At 62.9% G+C, this 14,497-nt stretch carries 14 protein-coding genes; 1 reads left to right on the top strand and 13 read right to left on the bottom strand.

Going from position 1 to position 14,497, the window contains the following annotated elements; translation table 11 throughout:
* Window position 1 precedes the first annotated feature (1 nt).
* From C1A35_RS23785 to C1A35_RS23725, 13 genes are all read right to left on the bottom strand, one after another.
* Entirely contained in the window at window positions 2–775 is a 774-nt protein-coding gene (locus C1A35_RS23785) for a helix-turn-helix transcriptional regulator (protein WP_104666743.1), read from the bottom strand.
* 32 nt (window positions 776–807) lie between these two features.
* Window positions 808–1,821, bottom strand: coding sequence for an agmatine deiminase family protein (locus C1A35_RS23780; RefSeq protein ID WP_199773008.1), 1,014 nt, complete (start codon window positions 1,819–1,821; stop codon window positions 808–810).
* Window positions 1,822–1,922: 101 nt separating this feature from the next.
* The gene (aguB, locus tag C1A35_RS23775; protein ID WP_104666742.1) at window positions 1,923–2,798 is read right to left on the bottom strand and encodes an N-carbamoylputrescine amidase; all 876 of its coding nucleotides are present in this window, start codon (window positions 2,796–2,798) and stop codon (window positions 1,923–1,925) included.
* Between the two features lie 10 nt (window positions 2,799–2,808).
* Window positions 2,809–4,215: an aminotransferase gene (locus C1A35_RS23770; RefSeq protein WP_104666741.1), complete on the bottom strand. Its 1,407-nt coding sequence runs from the start codon at window positions 4,213–4,215 to the stop codon at window positions 2,809–2,811.
* Window positions 4,216–4,255: 40 nt separating this feature from the next.
* The gene (locus C1A35_RS23765) at window positions 4,256–5,281 is read right to left on the bottom strand and encodes an extracellular solute-binding protein (protein WP_104666740.1); all 1,026 of its coding nucleotides are present in this window, start codon (window positions 5,279–5,281) and stop codon (window positions 4,256–4,258) included.
* A 46-nt stretch (window positions 5,282–5,327) separates the two neighbouring features.
* A complete protein-coding gene (locus C1A35_RS23760; RefSeq protein ID WP_104666739.1) occupies window positions 5,328–6,128 on the bottom strand; it encodes an ABC transporter permease in 801 nt (266 codons plus the stop codon).
* Window positions 6,129–6,140: 12 nt separating this feature from the next.
* Window positions 6,141–7,052, bottom strand: a complete 912-nt coding sequence (locus tag C1A35_RS23755) for an ABC transporter permease (protein WP_104666738.1) — start codon at window positions 7,050–7,052, stop codon at window positions 6,141–6,143.
* Window positions 7,049–8,221: an ABC transporter ATP-binding protein gene (locus tag C1A35_RS23750; protein WP_440271558.1), complete on the bottom strand. Its 1,173-nt coding sequence runs from the start codon at window positions 8,219–8,221 to the stop codon at window positions 7,049–7,051. Before C1A35_RS23750 ends, C1A35_RS23755 begins: the two co-directional genes overlap by 4 nt.
* Window positions 8,222–8,478: 257 nt before the next feature.
* Window positions 8,479–9,243: an ABC transporter permease gene (locus C1A35_RS23745; RefSeq protein ID WP_104666737.1), complete on the bottom strand. Its 765-nt coding sequence runs from the start codon at window positions 9,241–9,243 to the stop codon at window positions 8,479–8,481.
* A 7-nt stretch (window positions 9,244–9,250) separates the two neighbouring features.
* Window positions 9,251–10,102, bottom strand: coding sequence for an ABC transporter permease (locus C1A35_RS23740; protein WP_234822970.1), 852 nt, complete (start codon window positions 10,100–10,102; stop codon window positions 9,251–9,253).
* Complete coding sequence (locus tag C1A35_RS23735; protein ID WP_199773007.1) at window positions 10,099–11,208, bottom strand: ABC transporter substrate-binding protein; 1,110 nt, start codon at window positions 11,206–11,208, stop codon at window positions 10,099–10,101. The genes C1A35_RS23740 and C1A35_RS23735 overlap by 4 nt, the downstream gene beginning before the upstream one ends.
* Before the next feature lie 47 nt (window positions 11,209–11,255).
* Window positions 11,256–12,335, bottom strand: a complete 1,080-nt coding sequence (locus C1A35_RS23730; protein ID WP_104666735.1) for an ABC transporter ATP-binding protein — start codon at window positions 12,333–12,335, stop codon at window positions 11,256–11,258.
* Window positions 12,336–12,347: 12 nt separating this feature from the next.
* Window positions 12,348–13,361, bottom strand: a complete 1,014-nt coding sequence (locus tag C1A35_RS23725; RefSeq protein ID WP_104666734.1) for a dimethylarginine dimethylaminohydrolase family protein — start codon at window positions 13,359–13,361, stop codon at window positions 12,348–12,350.
* Window positions 13,362–13,421: 60 nt separating this feature from the next.
* Between C1A35_RS23725 and C1A35_RS23720 the strand changes: the two genes are divergently transcribed.
* Window positions 13,422–14,417: a LysR substrate-binding domain-containing protein gene (locus tag C1A35_RS23720; protein WP_104666733.1), complete on the top strand. Its 996-nt coding sequence runs from the start codon at window positions 13,422–13,424 to the stop codon at window positions 14,415–14,417.
* Window positions 14,418–14,497 lie beyond the last annotated feature (80 nt).

The following is a 14,497-nucleotide window of genomic DNA, read 5'->3' as shown; positions in this document are numbered from 1 at the left end:
GCTATCCGCTGGCACCTCCGAGCAGGAGCGAGAACAATTCGCCCTGCGAGGAGATCTTGAGCTTGGAATAGATGCGCTTGCGGTGAACCTTCACCGTTTCCGGGCTGTTGCCGAGGATGCGCGCGATGCTCTTGGTCGAATGCCCTTTGAGCATCAGCCGGATGATCTCCCCCTCGCGCGTGCTCACCTTCAACTGCGACAGCGTGGCGAACACCATATCGGCTGCGGGCTCGGTAGCAGTCGATCCGGCAACCGGCTGCGGCCAGTGCTTGCGGCAAAGCTCGGAGACCACCGGCAACAAGCCATCGAGATGGGCGCGGGCCTGCGGACCAGGGCGGCAGTCCTCCGTCCGCTGCCCGAGCGACAACGCGATCGCGGTGCCCTCGGCGCTTGCGACCAGCATGACGATTTCGTCGTAGAGCCCGGTTTCGGCATAGAACATGCGGTAGTATTCGCTCTCGCGAAAATCGTCCGGCGCACAGTCGTCGAGGCTCACCACCCGGTCGCCGGGATCGCTCAGATAGAGGCTGTAGAACGGATCGAGCAGGTAGGCGAAACCGAGATAAGGTCCGATCGTGCGCCTGGTCGCCTCCGGATCAAGGTCGCTGTAGAGCTGTAGCGGTGGCTGGTCGGCGGAAAAGACCGAGACGAACAGGCTGTCGAAGCCGTAGACGTCGAGGCAGAGTTGCCTCAATGCGTCCGGAAAGGCCGGGCTGCCGATCGCAGCCACGGCCTTGCCGATCATTGTCATCTGTTCAAACGGAAATCCCGTCATTCCCCGCCTTGTCGTCAAGTTCCCCTCGACGATCAAAGCGGTTCCTGCTGGGTAATGCAATGGATGCCGCCTCCGCCGATGGCAATGTTGTCGATCCGGACTTCGCGCACCCGTCGATCGGGGAACAGCTCGCGGAACATCTGCCGCACGGCCGTGTCGGTCTCGATGCCATAGCAGGGCATGACCACGCCGCCGTTGACGAGGTAGGAATTGACATAGGAACGGCAGAACTTCGGGTGATCCGACGGCGCGTCGACCGCTTCAGGAACGGTGACGATCCGGATCGGCCGTCCCTTGGCATCGGTCTGGCCCTGCATCGCCTCCAGATTCAGGCGGATGTAGTCGTTCCATTCGTTATCTTCATCGCTTGGGCTCTCCATCAGGACGACGCCGGGCGCGACGAAAACGGCGATGCCATCCACATGGCCGTCGGTTTCGTCTTCGATCGGATTGCCGGGCAGCCAGATCACCTTTTCGCCACCGAGCATGTCGAGAAGCTCGCGCTCGATGTCATCACGGCTCCAGCCGGGATTGCGGTTGCGGTTCGGAAAGCAGGTTTCGGTGGTGATGATCGTGCCCTCACCATCGACGCTGACGCCGCCGCCTTCAGCAATCAGGTTCGACACGAAGCCGGCGACCCCAGCTTTTTCCAGCACCAGACCGGAAAACGCGGCATCGCCGCTGAAGGGGTGATACTTGCCGCCCCAGGCATTGAACTTGAAGCGTGCCCCGGCGCGACGCCCGTCGGCCGCCGTCAGGAAGCAGGGGCCGGCATCGCGCGCCCAGCTGTCGTTGATCTCGGCCTCGACGAGATCGATCGAAGGGTCGAGAATGGCGCGGGCTTCGGCCATGTCTTCCGGCCGCGCAGCCATCGTCACCGGTTCGAACTCGCAGATCGCGTGGGCGACGGCGGCATAGTCGCGGCGGGTGGCGGCAATATCGTCCCAGACCTCGTGACGGCAGGGCCACATCATCCAGGTGCGTTTATGCGGTTCCCATTCGGCCGGCATGCGAAACCCGGCTTCGCGTGGTGTCTGGTTCTTCATGGGTTCGTATCCTTTCACCGGGCTGCACGGCTGTGGCATCGCGGCCGCCGGCAACCGGGCTCTTTCCGTTGTTGTTCGGTTGATAAGATTGGAGACGACAGTCAGGCTATCGCCGTCTGGCCATCGAGGGTGCGGAGGGCGCCGTAGAGATCCGGCCGGCGGTCGCGGTAGATGCCCCAGCTGCGGCGGAATGCGCGGACCGCGTCAAGATCAAAGCGCGCCGTCAAATAGGTCTCGTCCGTCCGGTTGGCCTCGGCAACGATTGCACCCGTATGGTCGGCGATGAAGGACGTGCCGTAGAACAGTGCCTCGTTGCCGCCGGCCGCTTCGCTGCCAACCCGGTTGGAGGCGATGACTGGCACCATGTTGGCGGCCGCATGCCCCTGCATCGTGCGGCGCCAATGGCCGGAACTGTCGATCTCGGCCTTCTGTTCGCTGCCGATCGCCGTCGGGAAGAACAGAAGCTCCGCCCCCTGCAAGGCAAGGGTCCGGGCGGTTTCGGGAAACCACTGGTCCCAGCAGATGCCGCAGCCGATCCGCGCATGTTTCGTGTCGACGGCCCGAAAGCCGGTATCGCCCGGGCTGAAGTAGAACTTCTCCTCGTAGCCCGGCGCCTGCGGGATGTGGGACTTGCGATAATTCCAGACGATCTCGCCGTCAGCATCGATGATCGCGAGCGAGTTGTACTGTGCCGGTCCCGCCTTCTCGTAGTAGGAGATCGGCAGAACCACGCCGATCTCCTTCGCAATCGCCCGGAAATGACGGACCGCTCGATCCTCGCCGAGGCTCGCCGCCAGACCGAGGTGATCGATCGTCTGCTCCAGGCAGAAGTAGGGCGTCTGGAAAAGCTCCTGCAACAGGATGATCTGAGCGCCATCCTCATGGGCAAGCCGCACCAGTTCCTCGGCCTTTTCGATGTTCTCGTCGATGTTCCAGCTGCAGGCCATCTGTGTCGCTGCGACGGTCACTTCGCTCATATCTTGCTCCTCAAGCGCGGGATGCCATGAAGGCGGTGATCGATTCCGACAGGGCGGAAACGATGGTGTCGCACTCGGCCTCCGTGACGATCAAAGGTGGCGATACGATGAGACGATTGCCGACCGGACGGACGATGACGCCGCGAGCGACGCAGCCCTGGAAGATCGTTTCGCTCGCCTTTTCGTGGGCCGGCAGAGGCGTCTTCGTCGCCTTGTCGGCAACGAGATCGATGCCGAGCATCAGGCCGGCGCCGCGCACGTCGCCGACGATGTCGTGGGCGAGAAGGGCTTTTGCCCGGTTCTGCAGATGCGCTCCGGTTTTCGCCGCATGCGGCAACAGCCTTTCCCGTTCCATGATGTCGATGTTGGTCAGCGCCGCCGCGCAGGCGACCGGGTGGCCGAAATAGGTGAGCCCCATCGAGAACACGCCGCCTTCGCATTGCGGACGGCTGATGACCTCGTAGATCTCGTCGGAAATCAGTGTTGCGCCAAGCGGGATGTAGCCGGACGTGATGCCCTTGGCCGAAACCAGGATATCGGGCTGCGTCTCATAGATCGCGTCGGAGGCGAACCATTCACCGAGCCGGCCGAAGCCGGTCACCACCTCGTCCGCGATGTAGAGGATATCGTTGCGGCGGCAGACCGCCTGCATGCGCTTGTGGTAGCCCTTCGGCGCGACCAGCACGCCGCCCGCACCCATGATCGGCTCGGCGATGAAGGCGGCGACATTCTGAGGACCGAGTTGCTCGATGCGCGTTTCGAACTCGCGTACCAAGTGATCGCAATGGGCCTCCTCGTTCATGCCGTCCGGGCGCGCATAACAATCGGCGGCCGAGACGTGATGGATGAAGTCCTCGCCGACCTGGGCAAAGCCGTATTTGGTGCCGTGGATGCCGGTCAGCGCCGCCGCCACGTAGGTGGCGCCATGATAGGCGTTGTTGCGCGAGATGATCTTGCGCTTGCCCGGCTTGCCGCGCATGGCGAAGTAATAGTGCACGATACGAACAGCCGCATCGTTGGCGGTCGAGCCGCCGCAGGTGTAATAGACATGGTTGAGGCTGCCGGGCGCAAGCTCGGCAAGCCGCGCGCCCAACTCGGCCGCAGGTACGTTCCCCGACGCGCCGAAGGGATTGTAGTAGTCCATGTCCATGACCTGGGCGGCGATGGCGTCGGCCATCTCGCGGCGGCCATGGCCAATGTTGACGCACCAGAGGCCGGCAATGCCGTCGAGCAGCCGCCGTCCCGTGCTGTCGACGACATAGGCGCCTTCGGCCTTCTCGATGATCTGGCTGCCGGTCGCAGCAAAGGTCGAGAAATCGGTATAGGGGTGCAGAACGTGATCCCGGTCCTTCTCGAAGGCCGAGCGGTTGTTCGGCCGGTCGGAGCCGACGGCTGCAACGGATTGAACGATGGTCATTTTCTTCTCCAGAATGGCATGAGGCGCGGTTTCCGCGGGGTCAGCGCAGAAGCTTGGTCCAGACGCGGTCATAAAGTTTGGTGACGGCGGGCGTGCAGGCGGTCAGGAACTCCGGCGCCGGCGCACTTTCGGGCGGGCTCAGTTCCGGCGCGCCGGCGAGCGCCTTGTCGACGAAGGCTTCCGAGCCCTTGATGCCGTTGGCGTAGCGGGCGTAGTTGGTGATCATCGCCGCGTTTTCCGGATCCATGATGAAGTTGATCCAGAGCTTGGCGTTCTCGATGTCGGGCGCGCCCTTCGGCACCGCGACATTGTCCATCCAGCCGGTGTAGCCTTCCTTCGGGTAGATGTATTCGATCGACGGCCGCTCGTCGCGGGCGCGCATGGCGTAGCCGTTCCAGCTCATGGAGACGGCGGCCTCGCCCGAAACCAGCAGTTCCTTGGTCTCGGAGTTGTAGCTCTTGACGAACTGCTTTTGCGTCGTGAGCAGGTCGAGCACCGCCTTCAGGTCTTCGGGGTTGTCGTTGCAGCGTGGTTTGCCGAGATAGCGCAGCGCCATGTTGATGACGTCGTTGACGTCGCGCAGCATGTTGATCTTGCCCTTCACCGCGTCATCCGGTTCGAACAGGATCTTCAGCGACGTGTCGTCGCCCTTGACGATGTCGCGATCGACGGCAAGGCCGGTCGAGCCCCAGGCCCAGGGTGCCGAATAGAGGCGCCCTTTGTCCCAGAAGACGTCGCGCCACATCTCGTCGACATGCTGGTAATTCGGCATCGCCGAAACGTTGATCGGCTCGAGCAGCTTCTCGCCGATCAGGATCGTCATCGTATCGTGACCGGGCACGATGATGTCGTAGCCGCCAGCACCGGACTTCAGCTTGGCAAGCATGGTCTCCATGGAATCATAGGTGTCGATATGGACCTTGACCCCATAGGTCTTCTCGAACTTCTCGACCATTTCGGGCGGCGTGTATTCGCCCCAGGTGTAGATGAAGAGGTCGCCGGCTGCGGACGCGGGTACGGCCGAGGTCGAGGCAAGCAGGGCAGCGAAAATGGCACTTTTTTTCATTGTATGTTCCCTTTCTCTTTTTGATTTTCGTAGTTTTTCGCGGGGCTCAGTGCTTGCGGCCCGCCTGTCCAAGCAGCCCGGAAATCAGCACCAGCACGGTCGAAGCGGCGAGCATCAGCGTCGAGATCGCATTGACCTCGGGCGTCATGCCGAGCCTGAGCATGCCGTAGATGTGCAGCGGCAGGGTCGTGGCACCGGGACCGGCGACGAGCGCAGTGATGATGAAATCGTCGAGCGAGATGATGAAGGCGAGCAACCAGCCGGAGACGAGACCGGGCACCAGGAGCGGCAGGGTGATGCGCAGGAATGCCTTTGCCGGAGAGGCGTAGAGGTCGGCCGCGGCCGACGGCAGCGTCCCGTCCATGCTTTCGAGCCGCGCCTTGATCGGCAAATAGGCAAAGGGGATGCAGAAGACGATGTGGGCGATCAGGATAGTGGCGAAGCCGAGGCTGATACCGACGGCGACAAAGAAGACCAGCGAGGCGACGGCCGTGACGATTTCCGGCACCATCAGCGGGAAGGTGAGCACGACATAGGCGCCTTCGCCGCCGCCCTTCTTGCGATTGACCGTCGCGATGGCGGCGCCGAGAGCAAAGACCGTGGCGACGGTCGCCGCGATCACGGCGATCACCACCGAATTGATGGCGGCTGTCTGGATGTTCTGATTGGCAAAGACCGTTTGATACCATCGGAAGGAGAAACCTGCCCAACGGGTGACGGACCGGCCGTCGTTGAAGGAGTAGATCGCCAATACGACGATCGGCGCATAGAGGAAGACGACGCAGCCGACGGAGAGAAGACCGAAGCCTGGAAAGACGCGCAGGTCGCGCAAGCGGGCGGTGGACATGGCGGACCTCTCTCAGTTCATTTGCTGCTGCGCGGCGCGCCGGGCCAGCCAGAAAAGGACGATGAGGGTGATGGTGAGCAGGATCATCGAGAGCGCAGCACCGAACGGCCAGTTGCGCGCCGCCTGGAACTGCGTACCGATCAAATTGCCGATCATCAGCGTCTTGCCGCCGCCGAGAATGTCGGGCGCGAGATAGGAGCCGACGGAGGGGATGAACACGAGCAGGCTGCCGGCGATCAGCCCCGGCCGCATGACCGGCAGCACGATGCGGAAGAAGGCCACCCTGCGGCTGGCATAGAGATCGTAGGCTGCTTCCAGCAGCCGGAAATCGAACCGTTCAAAGGCCGAATAGAGCGGCAGCACCATGAACGGCAGGAAGGAGTAGATCAGCCCGAGCGAGATGGCGAAGCCGTTATAGCTCAGCGCCAGCGGCTGTCCGATGACGCCGACGTCGATCAAGGCGCTGTTGATCGGGCCGTCGTCACGCAGCACGAAGAGCAGCGCGATGGTGCGGATCAGAAGGTTCACCCAGTAGGGGATGGTGATCAGGAACAGCCAGATGTTCTTCACCCGGTCGGGCCGGGTCGCGATGTAATAGGCGGTCGGCACGCTGATCACGAGGCAGAGAAGCGTCGCGACCGTCGCCTGCAACAGCGAGCGCGCGACGATGATCAGATAGTCGGGCGTAAACGTCAGGCTGTCGTCGAGGAAATCACGCTCGAACAGGATCTGCTCGTACGCGGCCGTGGAGAACGTCCACTCGACGCCGCCATAGGCGCCGGGAACAAGGAACGAATAGGTGAGCATGATCGCGATTGGCGCGACCATGAACGCCAGGATGACGCCCAGCGACGGCCACAGCAGGCCGGCATGGGCGACCCTGGCCGGGATGCGCGAGGACAGAGCGAGTGGCCGGGCGCTCATGACAGGAGCACCTTGATGGAGCCGGGTTCGAAACCGACGCTGACGACGTCGCCGGGTGCGAAGTCCTGCCGGCCGCGCAGGCCGCCGCGCGGCGAGCGGGCGGTGAGCGCGTGTTCTCCAACGTGCAGGTGGTATTCGACGGCGTTGCCGAGATAGGTGCGATCCGTGACCTTTGCGCGTTCCTGTCCGTCGCCGGACCCAAGAACCAGCCGTTCCGGGCGGATCGAGAGCCAGACCTTTTGTCCGTCCTCGACGCGCTCGGCAACCGGCGCATGGACCTTACCAAAGCCCTCGATATCGAGCGACGCCTCGCCGCCGGTGACACCCGCGACCTTCGCCTCGATCAGGTTCGATTCGCCGATGAAATCGGCAACGAAGCGGCTCTGGGGCTGCTCGTAGATATCCTCGGGCGTGCCCACTTGCTGCAGATGGCCATTGCTGATGACAGCGACGCGGTCGCTCATCGCCAGCGCTTCTTCCTGGTCATGAGTGACGAAGATGAAGGTGATGCCGGTCTCGCGCTGCAGCGACTTCAGTTCCAGCCGCATCTTCTGCCGGAGCTTCAGGTCGAGCGCCGACAGCGGCTCATCGAGCAAGAGCAGCTTCGGTTGCGGTGCGAGCGCGCGGGCAAGGGCGACGCGCTGGCGCTGGCCGCCCGACATCGTGTCCGGTCGGCGATCGGCGTAGTCGGTCATGTGTACGAGATCGAGCATACGCTCGACGGTGCTTTCGACCTCGGCACGCGGCTTGCCGAGCATCTCCAGCCCGAAAGCGATGTTGCGGCGGACCGTCATGTGCGGAAACAGCGCATATTGCTGGAACACGGTATTGACCGGCCGCGCCTCAGGCGGCAGGCGGCTGACGTCCTCGCCGAAAATGCGGCACGTGCCGGATGTCAGCATCTCGAAGCCGCCGAGAATGCGCAGCAACGTCGTCTTGCCGCAGCCGGAGGGACCGAGCAGCGTGAAGAACTCGTTGGCGCGAATGGAAAGGTCGACGTCCTTAAGCGCTTCGTGGGCATGCGGCGTGCCGGCATTGTAGGTCTTGCGAAGGTTTCGCACCTCGGCAGCCACGCTGTTTGGATGCCGGACCGGATCGGAACCAGCCATCGGCACGATGTTGCTTTCGGCCCGCGGCCTTGGATCGGGGTGTTTGATGGCGCGCTGCATGGTTCTCCTCCACTCGGGCCGGCGGGAGCGACACACCGCTCGGCATGGAGAAACTATGCGTGGCACCGACCAAGGGCGTTAGTCCCCCAGAGGGGGTACCAGTGCCGGGCAACGCGGGACCGCTCTGGAAACGCAAAAAGGCGGCCCTGTGGGCCGCCCTCGCCAAAGCGACACCAACGGGCGCCGCCAGCCTCTGCCGATCAAGGCTCAAGACATTGATTTGGCAAAGTGATCGAGCCGCACCTTGCCGGTTGGCTTCATGTTTCGGACTTGCGCAACAGGATAACCAGGGTGGTCGCCAGGATCATGATCACCGAGATGGCGGCAACCGCCGGATCAAGGTCCAGGCGTAGGTTGTCCCATATGCGCTTCGGCAACGTGATGACGTTGACGCCGCTGACAAACAGGGTGACCGAGCTTTCTTCCCAGGACATGACGAGGCTGACGAACCAGGCAGCAAAGAGACCGAAGCGAATGTTCGGCAGGATGACCATGATGATCGATTGCATCTGGCTCGCTCCGAGATTTCGGGCAGCAAGCTCCAGGTTCCTGTCCAGCCGACTGAGTGCCCCAAGGATGGCGATGACGGCGAACGGCACGATCATCACCACATGGGAAAGCACCAGCCCCGGGACCGTGTCGAGCAAGCCGATCTGCGCCAGGAGGAAGTAGAGCGCGACCGCCGAGGTGACGGGCGGGACGATGATCGGCAACAGGACAAGGCCAATCAGGAAACGCCCGCTTGCCGGTCGGCGCAACCAGATGCCTATGCCGAAGGCCGCGGCGAGCGCCGTTGCAATCACGCTCGACAGCAGCGCGACAAGCGTGCTTGTGCCGATGCTTGCGAGCCAGGTGTCCGGATCGAAGATCGCGACGTAGTGCCGGAGCGAATATTCCCCGTCCGGCATGGACAGAAAGCGCTTGGCGGTGAAGGAAAAGGGAATGACGGCGACGAGCGGCAGGAGCAGGAAGAGCCCGGATGCACCGGCAAGAAAACCGCCAAGACGTGATTTGCCAAACATATCTGCCCTACCGCGACATGAGTTGTTCGATGCGCATGACGCGCTGCGACAGCCAGAGGATGGCAAAGACGGCGACGAGCAGCACGACGCCGAGCGCGGCGCCAAGCCCCCAGTTTGCCGTCTGGAACATCTGCACGAAGACGGTTTCCGCCGTCAGCACCACCCGTCCGCCGCCGAGGATCATCGGGGTGACGAAGAAGCCGAGTGAGAAGATGAAGGTCATCGCCAGGGCCGAAAAGACGCCGGGCAGCGACATCGGCAGGTAGATCCGCCAGAAGACGCCGAGCGGCCGGCAACCGAGCCCCAGCGCTGCCAAGAGCACGCGCCTGTCGATCTTGCGCATGACCGACGCCATCGGCAGGACCGCGAAAGGCACCATGAAATGCACCATGCCTGTTATGACCGACCAGACGTTCCGGCCCGTCGAAAGTCCGCCGAGGCCGAAGGCATTGGCGACATCGCTCGCAAGCCCGTTGTTGCGCAGGATGACCACCCAGCCGAAGGCGCGCACCAGCACCGAAATCCAGAACGGGATGAAGATGCAGATTTCGACCAGGCGGCTGCGACGCCCGCTGCCCATCACCCAGTAATAGGCGAGCAGATAGGCGATCGGAATGGTGATCGCGGTGCTCACCAGGCACACCCATGCGGTTCTGAAGAAAATCGCCTGGAAGTCCGCGCCGGTGAAGATGCGGACGTAGTTTTGAAGGCCGAGCTCCGGCCGGGTGACGCTCCAGAGCGTCACACCGGCAAAGGGCAGCACATAGGCAAGCGTCAGGATGACTGGCAATGCCCAGAGCATTGCCAACGATCCGGTTGCGGCGTAGCGCCTGACAGGGGTCGACTGCGCCCGCATCATGACGCGGTCATCGCCAGGTATTTTTCGAGCGCCTGGTCGCCGCGGGCCGAGTACCAGTCCATGTCCATCAGCACCTGCTGCGACATGTTTTCGGCCGAACTGCAGTCAAGCCGCTTCAGCTCCGCCGGCACGAGATCGTGAGCAAGCGGGTTGGTCGGTCCGCAGCCGAGCGTTCGCAGCAGATCGACCTGGCGCGCCGGATCCTGACAATAGCGGATGAAGTCCATCGCCCGGGCGGATCCGGCCGGATTGCCCTTGATCACCGCCCAGCCCGACGGCGCAAGAACACCTTGAGCATAGGTCCAGCTGACGGCGCCACCGGTATCCTTTTCCACGAGATTGGCGCGCGTGTGCCACATCAGCGCCATCGAGGCCTCGCCGTCGCGCATCAGTTGCTGGCTCTCGGCACCCGAATCCCAGAAGCTGACGATATGCGGCTTGATCTCGTTGAGCTTGCGGATCGCCCGTTCCTCGTCGAGCGGGTAGAGCTGATCCATCGGCACGCCGTCGGCAAGAAGTGCCGCCTCCATGCAGCCCGACATCCACTTGTAGAGCGAGCGCTTGCCTGGATATTTCTCGACGTTCCAGAAATCCGCCCAGGATTTCGGCGGATTGTCGCCGAACTGCTTGGCGTCATAGGCGATGACGTAGCTCAGGAAATAGTTGGCGACGCTGTATTCGTAGGCAAAGCCCGCCTGCACCTTCTCGCGGTCGACCACCTTGTAGTCGATCGGCTCGATCATGCCGGCCTCGCCCAAGGACTTCGTCGCGCCCGGATCGGCATCGCAAACGTCCCAGGAGACAGCGCCGCTCTCGAACTGCGCCTTCATCGCGCCCTTGGTCGGGCCGGAGCCGTCGATCTTGACCGCAATGCCCTGCTGTTCGGCGTAGCTGCCGGTCAGCGCCGTCTCGAAGGCGCCGACGGCGTCGCCACCCCAGTTGGTGACGACAAGCTGACCATCCGCAGCGCGCGCCGATCGGGGCCCAAGATGTGGCGCGACGCCGAGCAGGACGAGGCCCGTCAGGAACGTCCTCCGGTCGATGCGGCCGGCAAGGTGACTATCCTTCAGGAGTTCGAGGCATTCCGTCTTCAGGTCATTATTCACAGCATTTCCCCTTTTTGTTGTTTGGTTCTCATGCATTTGAAACGTCGTCAGCCGGCGAGCACCCGCCCGTCGAGGTGACCCCAGCGCACCCAGAGCTGTTCGCCGCGCGAGGGTGGATTTCCGAGCGCATCGCGCGCCGTCGTCAGCGTCAGGCTGGCGCCCTCGGGCGCGCTGCCTTTGACGATGGTGGTCCCGCCCTGGAAGATGACGCCGTCGATGGTCATCGGCAAAAGATTGTAGTCGGCCTTCGGTCGCTCGCGGCAAAGCGTCAGCTTTTCCGGGCGGATCGCCAGCACGGCTGGCTTACCCGCCAACTGCTCGGCGTCAGGCAGCATTGCCCGCACACCGAACTCGCCGACATGCGCATGCAGCTCGCCTGCGACCGCCCGTTGCCGAGAGACCGGCAACGTGTTCATCGTGCCGAGAAACTCGGCGACGAAACGTGAGTTGGGCTCGTCGTAGAGCACGTTCGGCCGGTCGAGCTGAACGATGCGGCCGCGATCGAAGATCGCGATGCGATCGGACATGGCCATCGCTTCCATCTGGTCGTGGGTGACGAACAGGAAGGTCGTGCCGGTCTTGCGGTGGATATCAACCAGTTCGTCCTGTAACTGCTCGCGCAGGTTCTTGTCGAGCGCCGACAGCGGCTCGTCGAGGAGCAAAAGCTCCGGCTCGAACACCAGCGCGCGGGCGAGTGCGACGCGCTGCTGCTGTCCGCCTGACAGCGCCGAGGGGCGTTTGTGCTCATGTCCCCTCAGGCCCACGAGGTCGACCATGCGGGCCACACGCCCTTCCACTTCGGTCCGCGCCACCTTCCGCACGCGGAGCGAAAAGCCGATGTTTTCGACAACGGTCAGATGCGGGAAGAGCGCATAGCCCTGAAACACCATGCCGAAGTTGCGCCTGTCGGCCGGCGTCGCGCCGATGTCCTCGCCATTTTTCAAGATCGCGCCCGACGACAGTGGTTCGAAGCCGGCAATCGCGTTCAGAAGCGTCGACTTGCCCGATCCGGACGGGCCGAGAAAGGTGAGGAACTCCCCCTTCTCGATGTCGAGCGAGACGTTTCTCAGAGCCTCGAAACTCCCGAAGGACTTGCAGGCTTTGCGAATGGAAATATGGGCTGGCATGGCTGCCTCCGATCAATCGACGCTGTCGCGGATTAGCGGACTCGTCGAGCAATGGATACCGCCGCCGTTAAGTTGCACCTTGTCGTAGTCGATCTCGATCACGGTGACATTGTTGCGGGCCAGCGCCTCGCGGGTGCGGTCCGAAAGCCCGCGAGGCATGATCACCCGGCCGGGCGCGATCGCCAGGCCATTGACGATCCACGGGTTGTCGTCCTCGTTCATCTCGATCGTGCGGATGCCGAGCTGGCGCAGCTTTTCGAGGAAGACGAAGGAGAGGCCGCGCGGCCAGATCAGCGCAAGGTCGACGTCGATCATCAGGAAATGCCCGTCGATATGGATGTCGTAGCCGCAGAGGTCGACCACCAGCAGTTCGACGCCCTGATAGCGCAGGACCTCGGCGATCTGGCTGATGCCATCGTCGTTGATGCGGATGCCGCGGCCGATGACGGCGGTGCGGCTGTTGAGCCAGGCAAAGCTTCCCCCTTCGGCCATGGCGGTTCCATGCAGGGTGCGAAGCACGGGCATGCCGAGCTTTGCCAGCGTCCGCGTCACCGGCAACTCCTCGCCGTGGCGCATGCGCGGCGCCAGCCGCGGAACGATCGCGCCGCCCTTGACGGCGATGCAGGAGTCACGGGTATAGACGGACTTGAACCGGCCGCGATCGACGCCCTCGACATAGACGACCTCGACGCCTTCGGCGCGCAGCAAATCGGCAAGACCGTCATGCTGGGCCTGCAGCTCTTCGAGCGTCGGAATGCTGTCGCTCTGCCAGTACCAGCCGGTTTCGAGGTCGCCGTAGGTGCCGATCTCCTCAATGCGCTTGCTGCGGTCGATGATTGAGAACTCGTCGCCGGGACGGTGCATCAAGACGCTGCGCAGCGTCCCGACATCGTTGTCGCATCCCCAGTTGCGCCCCCAAAGGCGGGCGAGCCGCTCCGGCGCTTCGAAGGCCGGATCGGGAACGGAGCCGAAATACTTGATCGTCGCGGAATAGAGATCCTTTTTCTTGGGCGGTGCGGCGTTCACGTCTGGTCCCCCTATGCGAGCCGGTAGCGGCAATCGGCCCGGCCTGTTTCGATAAAGGAGATGCTAACGTATCGTTTTCCTCCCTCATATCGAATTGATTTCCAGTCATACTTGAGGTTTTCTCAAGAAGGAGGTTCGATCGGAGGGGACCAGATGTCGAGATTGCCGCCACTCAATGCCCTACGCGCCTTCGAGGCGAGCGCTCGCAACAGAAGCCTGACAAAGGCTGCCAACGAATTGCACGTGACGCCCGGCGCGGTCAGCAAGCAGTTCCGGCAGTTGGAGGAACATTTTGGTTTCGCCCTGGCGACGAAATCGCGCGACAGCTTCGTGCTCACGCCGCAGGGGCAAGAGCTTTTTGCGAAGCTCACCCAATCGTTCGAGACGCTCAACGACGCCGTGCTCGGGCTGCAACGGAACCCGATCGCAGGAAGGCTTGCCGTACGCTGCATGCCCGCCTTCGCGACACGCTGGCTGGTGCCGCGACTGGGGAGGTTCTACGAGCGCTACGAGCGCGTCGAACTGCAGGTTTTGTCCATGCCGGAATGGGGCGAGCCGTTTCCTGACAGCCAGGCGGATCTCGCCATTATGTTCGGCGATCCTGCTGCCGCCAAAGGCGATGCGACGCCGCTCAAGCAGATGGAGTTCTTTCCGGTCTGCAGCCCCATCCTCCTCAACCGCGACGGCGACATCAAACGCACCAGGGACCTGACGCGCCACGTCCTTCTTGACGGCGTTGGCTCGACGCACTGGAACGACTGGTTTCGCCATCACGGTCAGGAGATCCCGGCAACGGTGCGGCGCCTGAGCTTCGAGGACTTCAACCAGAATCTGGCGGCCGCGCGCTGCGGCATCGGAATTGCCATGGGCGACAACATCACGGCGGGTGAAGAGCTTGCTCAGGGCGCACTGGTGCGCCTCCTCAAAGGCGCCATCAAGTCGGAGACCAAGGGCTACTACGTCATAACGCAGAGACACCGCGAACGCTCGCCGCTCGCCAAAGTGTTCATCGACTGGGTCGTCAACGAGGCAAAGGCAACCGTCGAATTCGTTTGATGCAGCGCCGGCCTCAGGGACCAGATACTTTACCTCAAACTTCTGATCGTCGGGCGCTGAGGTTCAAGTCTTTGCGCTGT

This window comes from Ensifer adhaerens, from assembly GCF_002940685.1.
In the GTDB taxonomy this organism is placed as follows: Bacteria; Pseudomonadota; Alphaproteobacteria; order Rhizobiales; family Rhizobiaceae; genus Ensifer; species Ensifer adhaerens_E.
Note: the sequence above shows the minus strand (reverse complement) of the source record. Positions and strands in the feature narration are given on the sequence as shown.

Excerpts from the sequence above, each read along its gene's own strand:
- C1A35_RS23755 (WP_104666738.1), bottom strand. The coding sequence starts at position 7,052 with ATGAGCGCCCGGCCACTCGCTCTGTCCTCGCGCATCCCGGCCAGGGTC.
- C1A35_RS23745 (WP_104666737.1), bottom strand. The coding sequence starts at position 9,243 with ATGTTTGGCAAATCACGTCTTGGCGGTTTTCTTGCCGGTGCATCCGGG.
- C1A35_RS23785 (WP_104666743.1), bottom strand. The coding sequence starts at position 775 with ATGACGGGATTTCCGTTTGAACAGATGACAATGATCGGCAAGGCCGTG.
- C1A35_RS23760 (WP_104666739.1), bottom strand. The coding sequence starts at position 6,128 with ATGTCCACCGCCCGCTTGCGCGACCTGCGCGTCTTTCCAGGCTTCGGT.
- C1A35_RS23750 (WP_440271558.1), bottom strand. The coding sequence starts at position 8,221 with ATGCAGCGCGCCATCAAACACCCCGATCCAAGGCCGCGGGCCGAAAGC.
- C1A35_RS23720 (WP_104666733.1), top strand. The coding sequence starts at position 13,422 with ATGCTAACGTATCGTTTTCCTCCCTCATATCGAATTGATTTCCAGTCA.
- C1A35_RS23740 (WP_234822970.1), bottom strand. The coding sequence starts at position 10,102 with ATGATGCGGGCGCAGTCGACCCCTGTCAGGCGCTACGCCGCAACCGGA.
- C1A35_RS23730 (WP_104666735.1), bottom strand. The coding sequence starts at position 12,335 with ATGCCAGCCCATATTTCCATTCGCAAAGCCTGCAAGTCCTTCGGGAGT.
- C1A35_RS23770 (WP_104666741.1), bottom strand. The coding sequence starts at position 4,215 with ATGACCATCGTTCAATCCGTTGCAGCCGTCGGCTCCGACCGGCCGAAC.
- C1A35_RS23765 (WP_104666740.1), bottom strand. The coding sequence starts at position 5,281 with ATGAAAAAAAGTGCCATTTTCGCTGCCCTGCTTGCCTCGACCTCGGCC.
- aguB (WP_104666742.1), bottom strand. The coding sequence starts at position 2,798 with ATGAGCGAAGTGACCGTCGCAGCGACACAGATGGCCTGCAGCTGGAAC.
- C1A35_RS23780 (WP_199773008.1), bottom strand. The coding sequence starts at position 1,821 with ATGAAGAACCAGACACCACGCGAAGCCGGGTTTCGCATGCCGGCCGAA.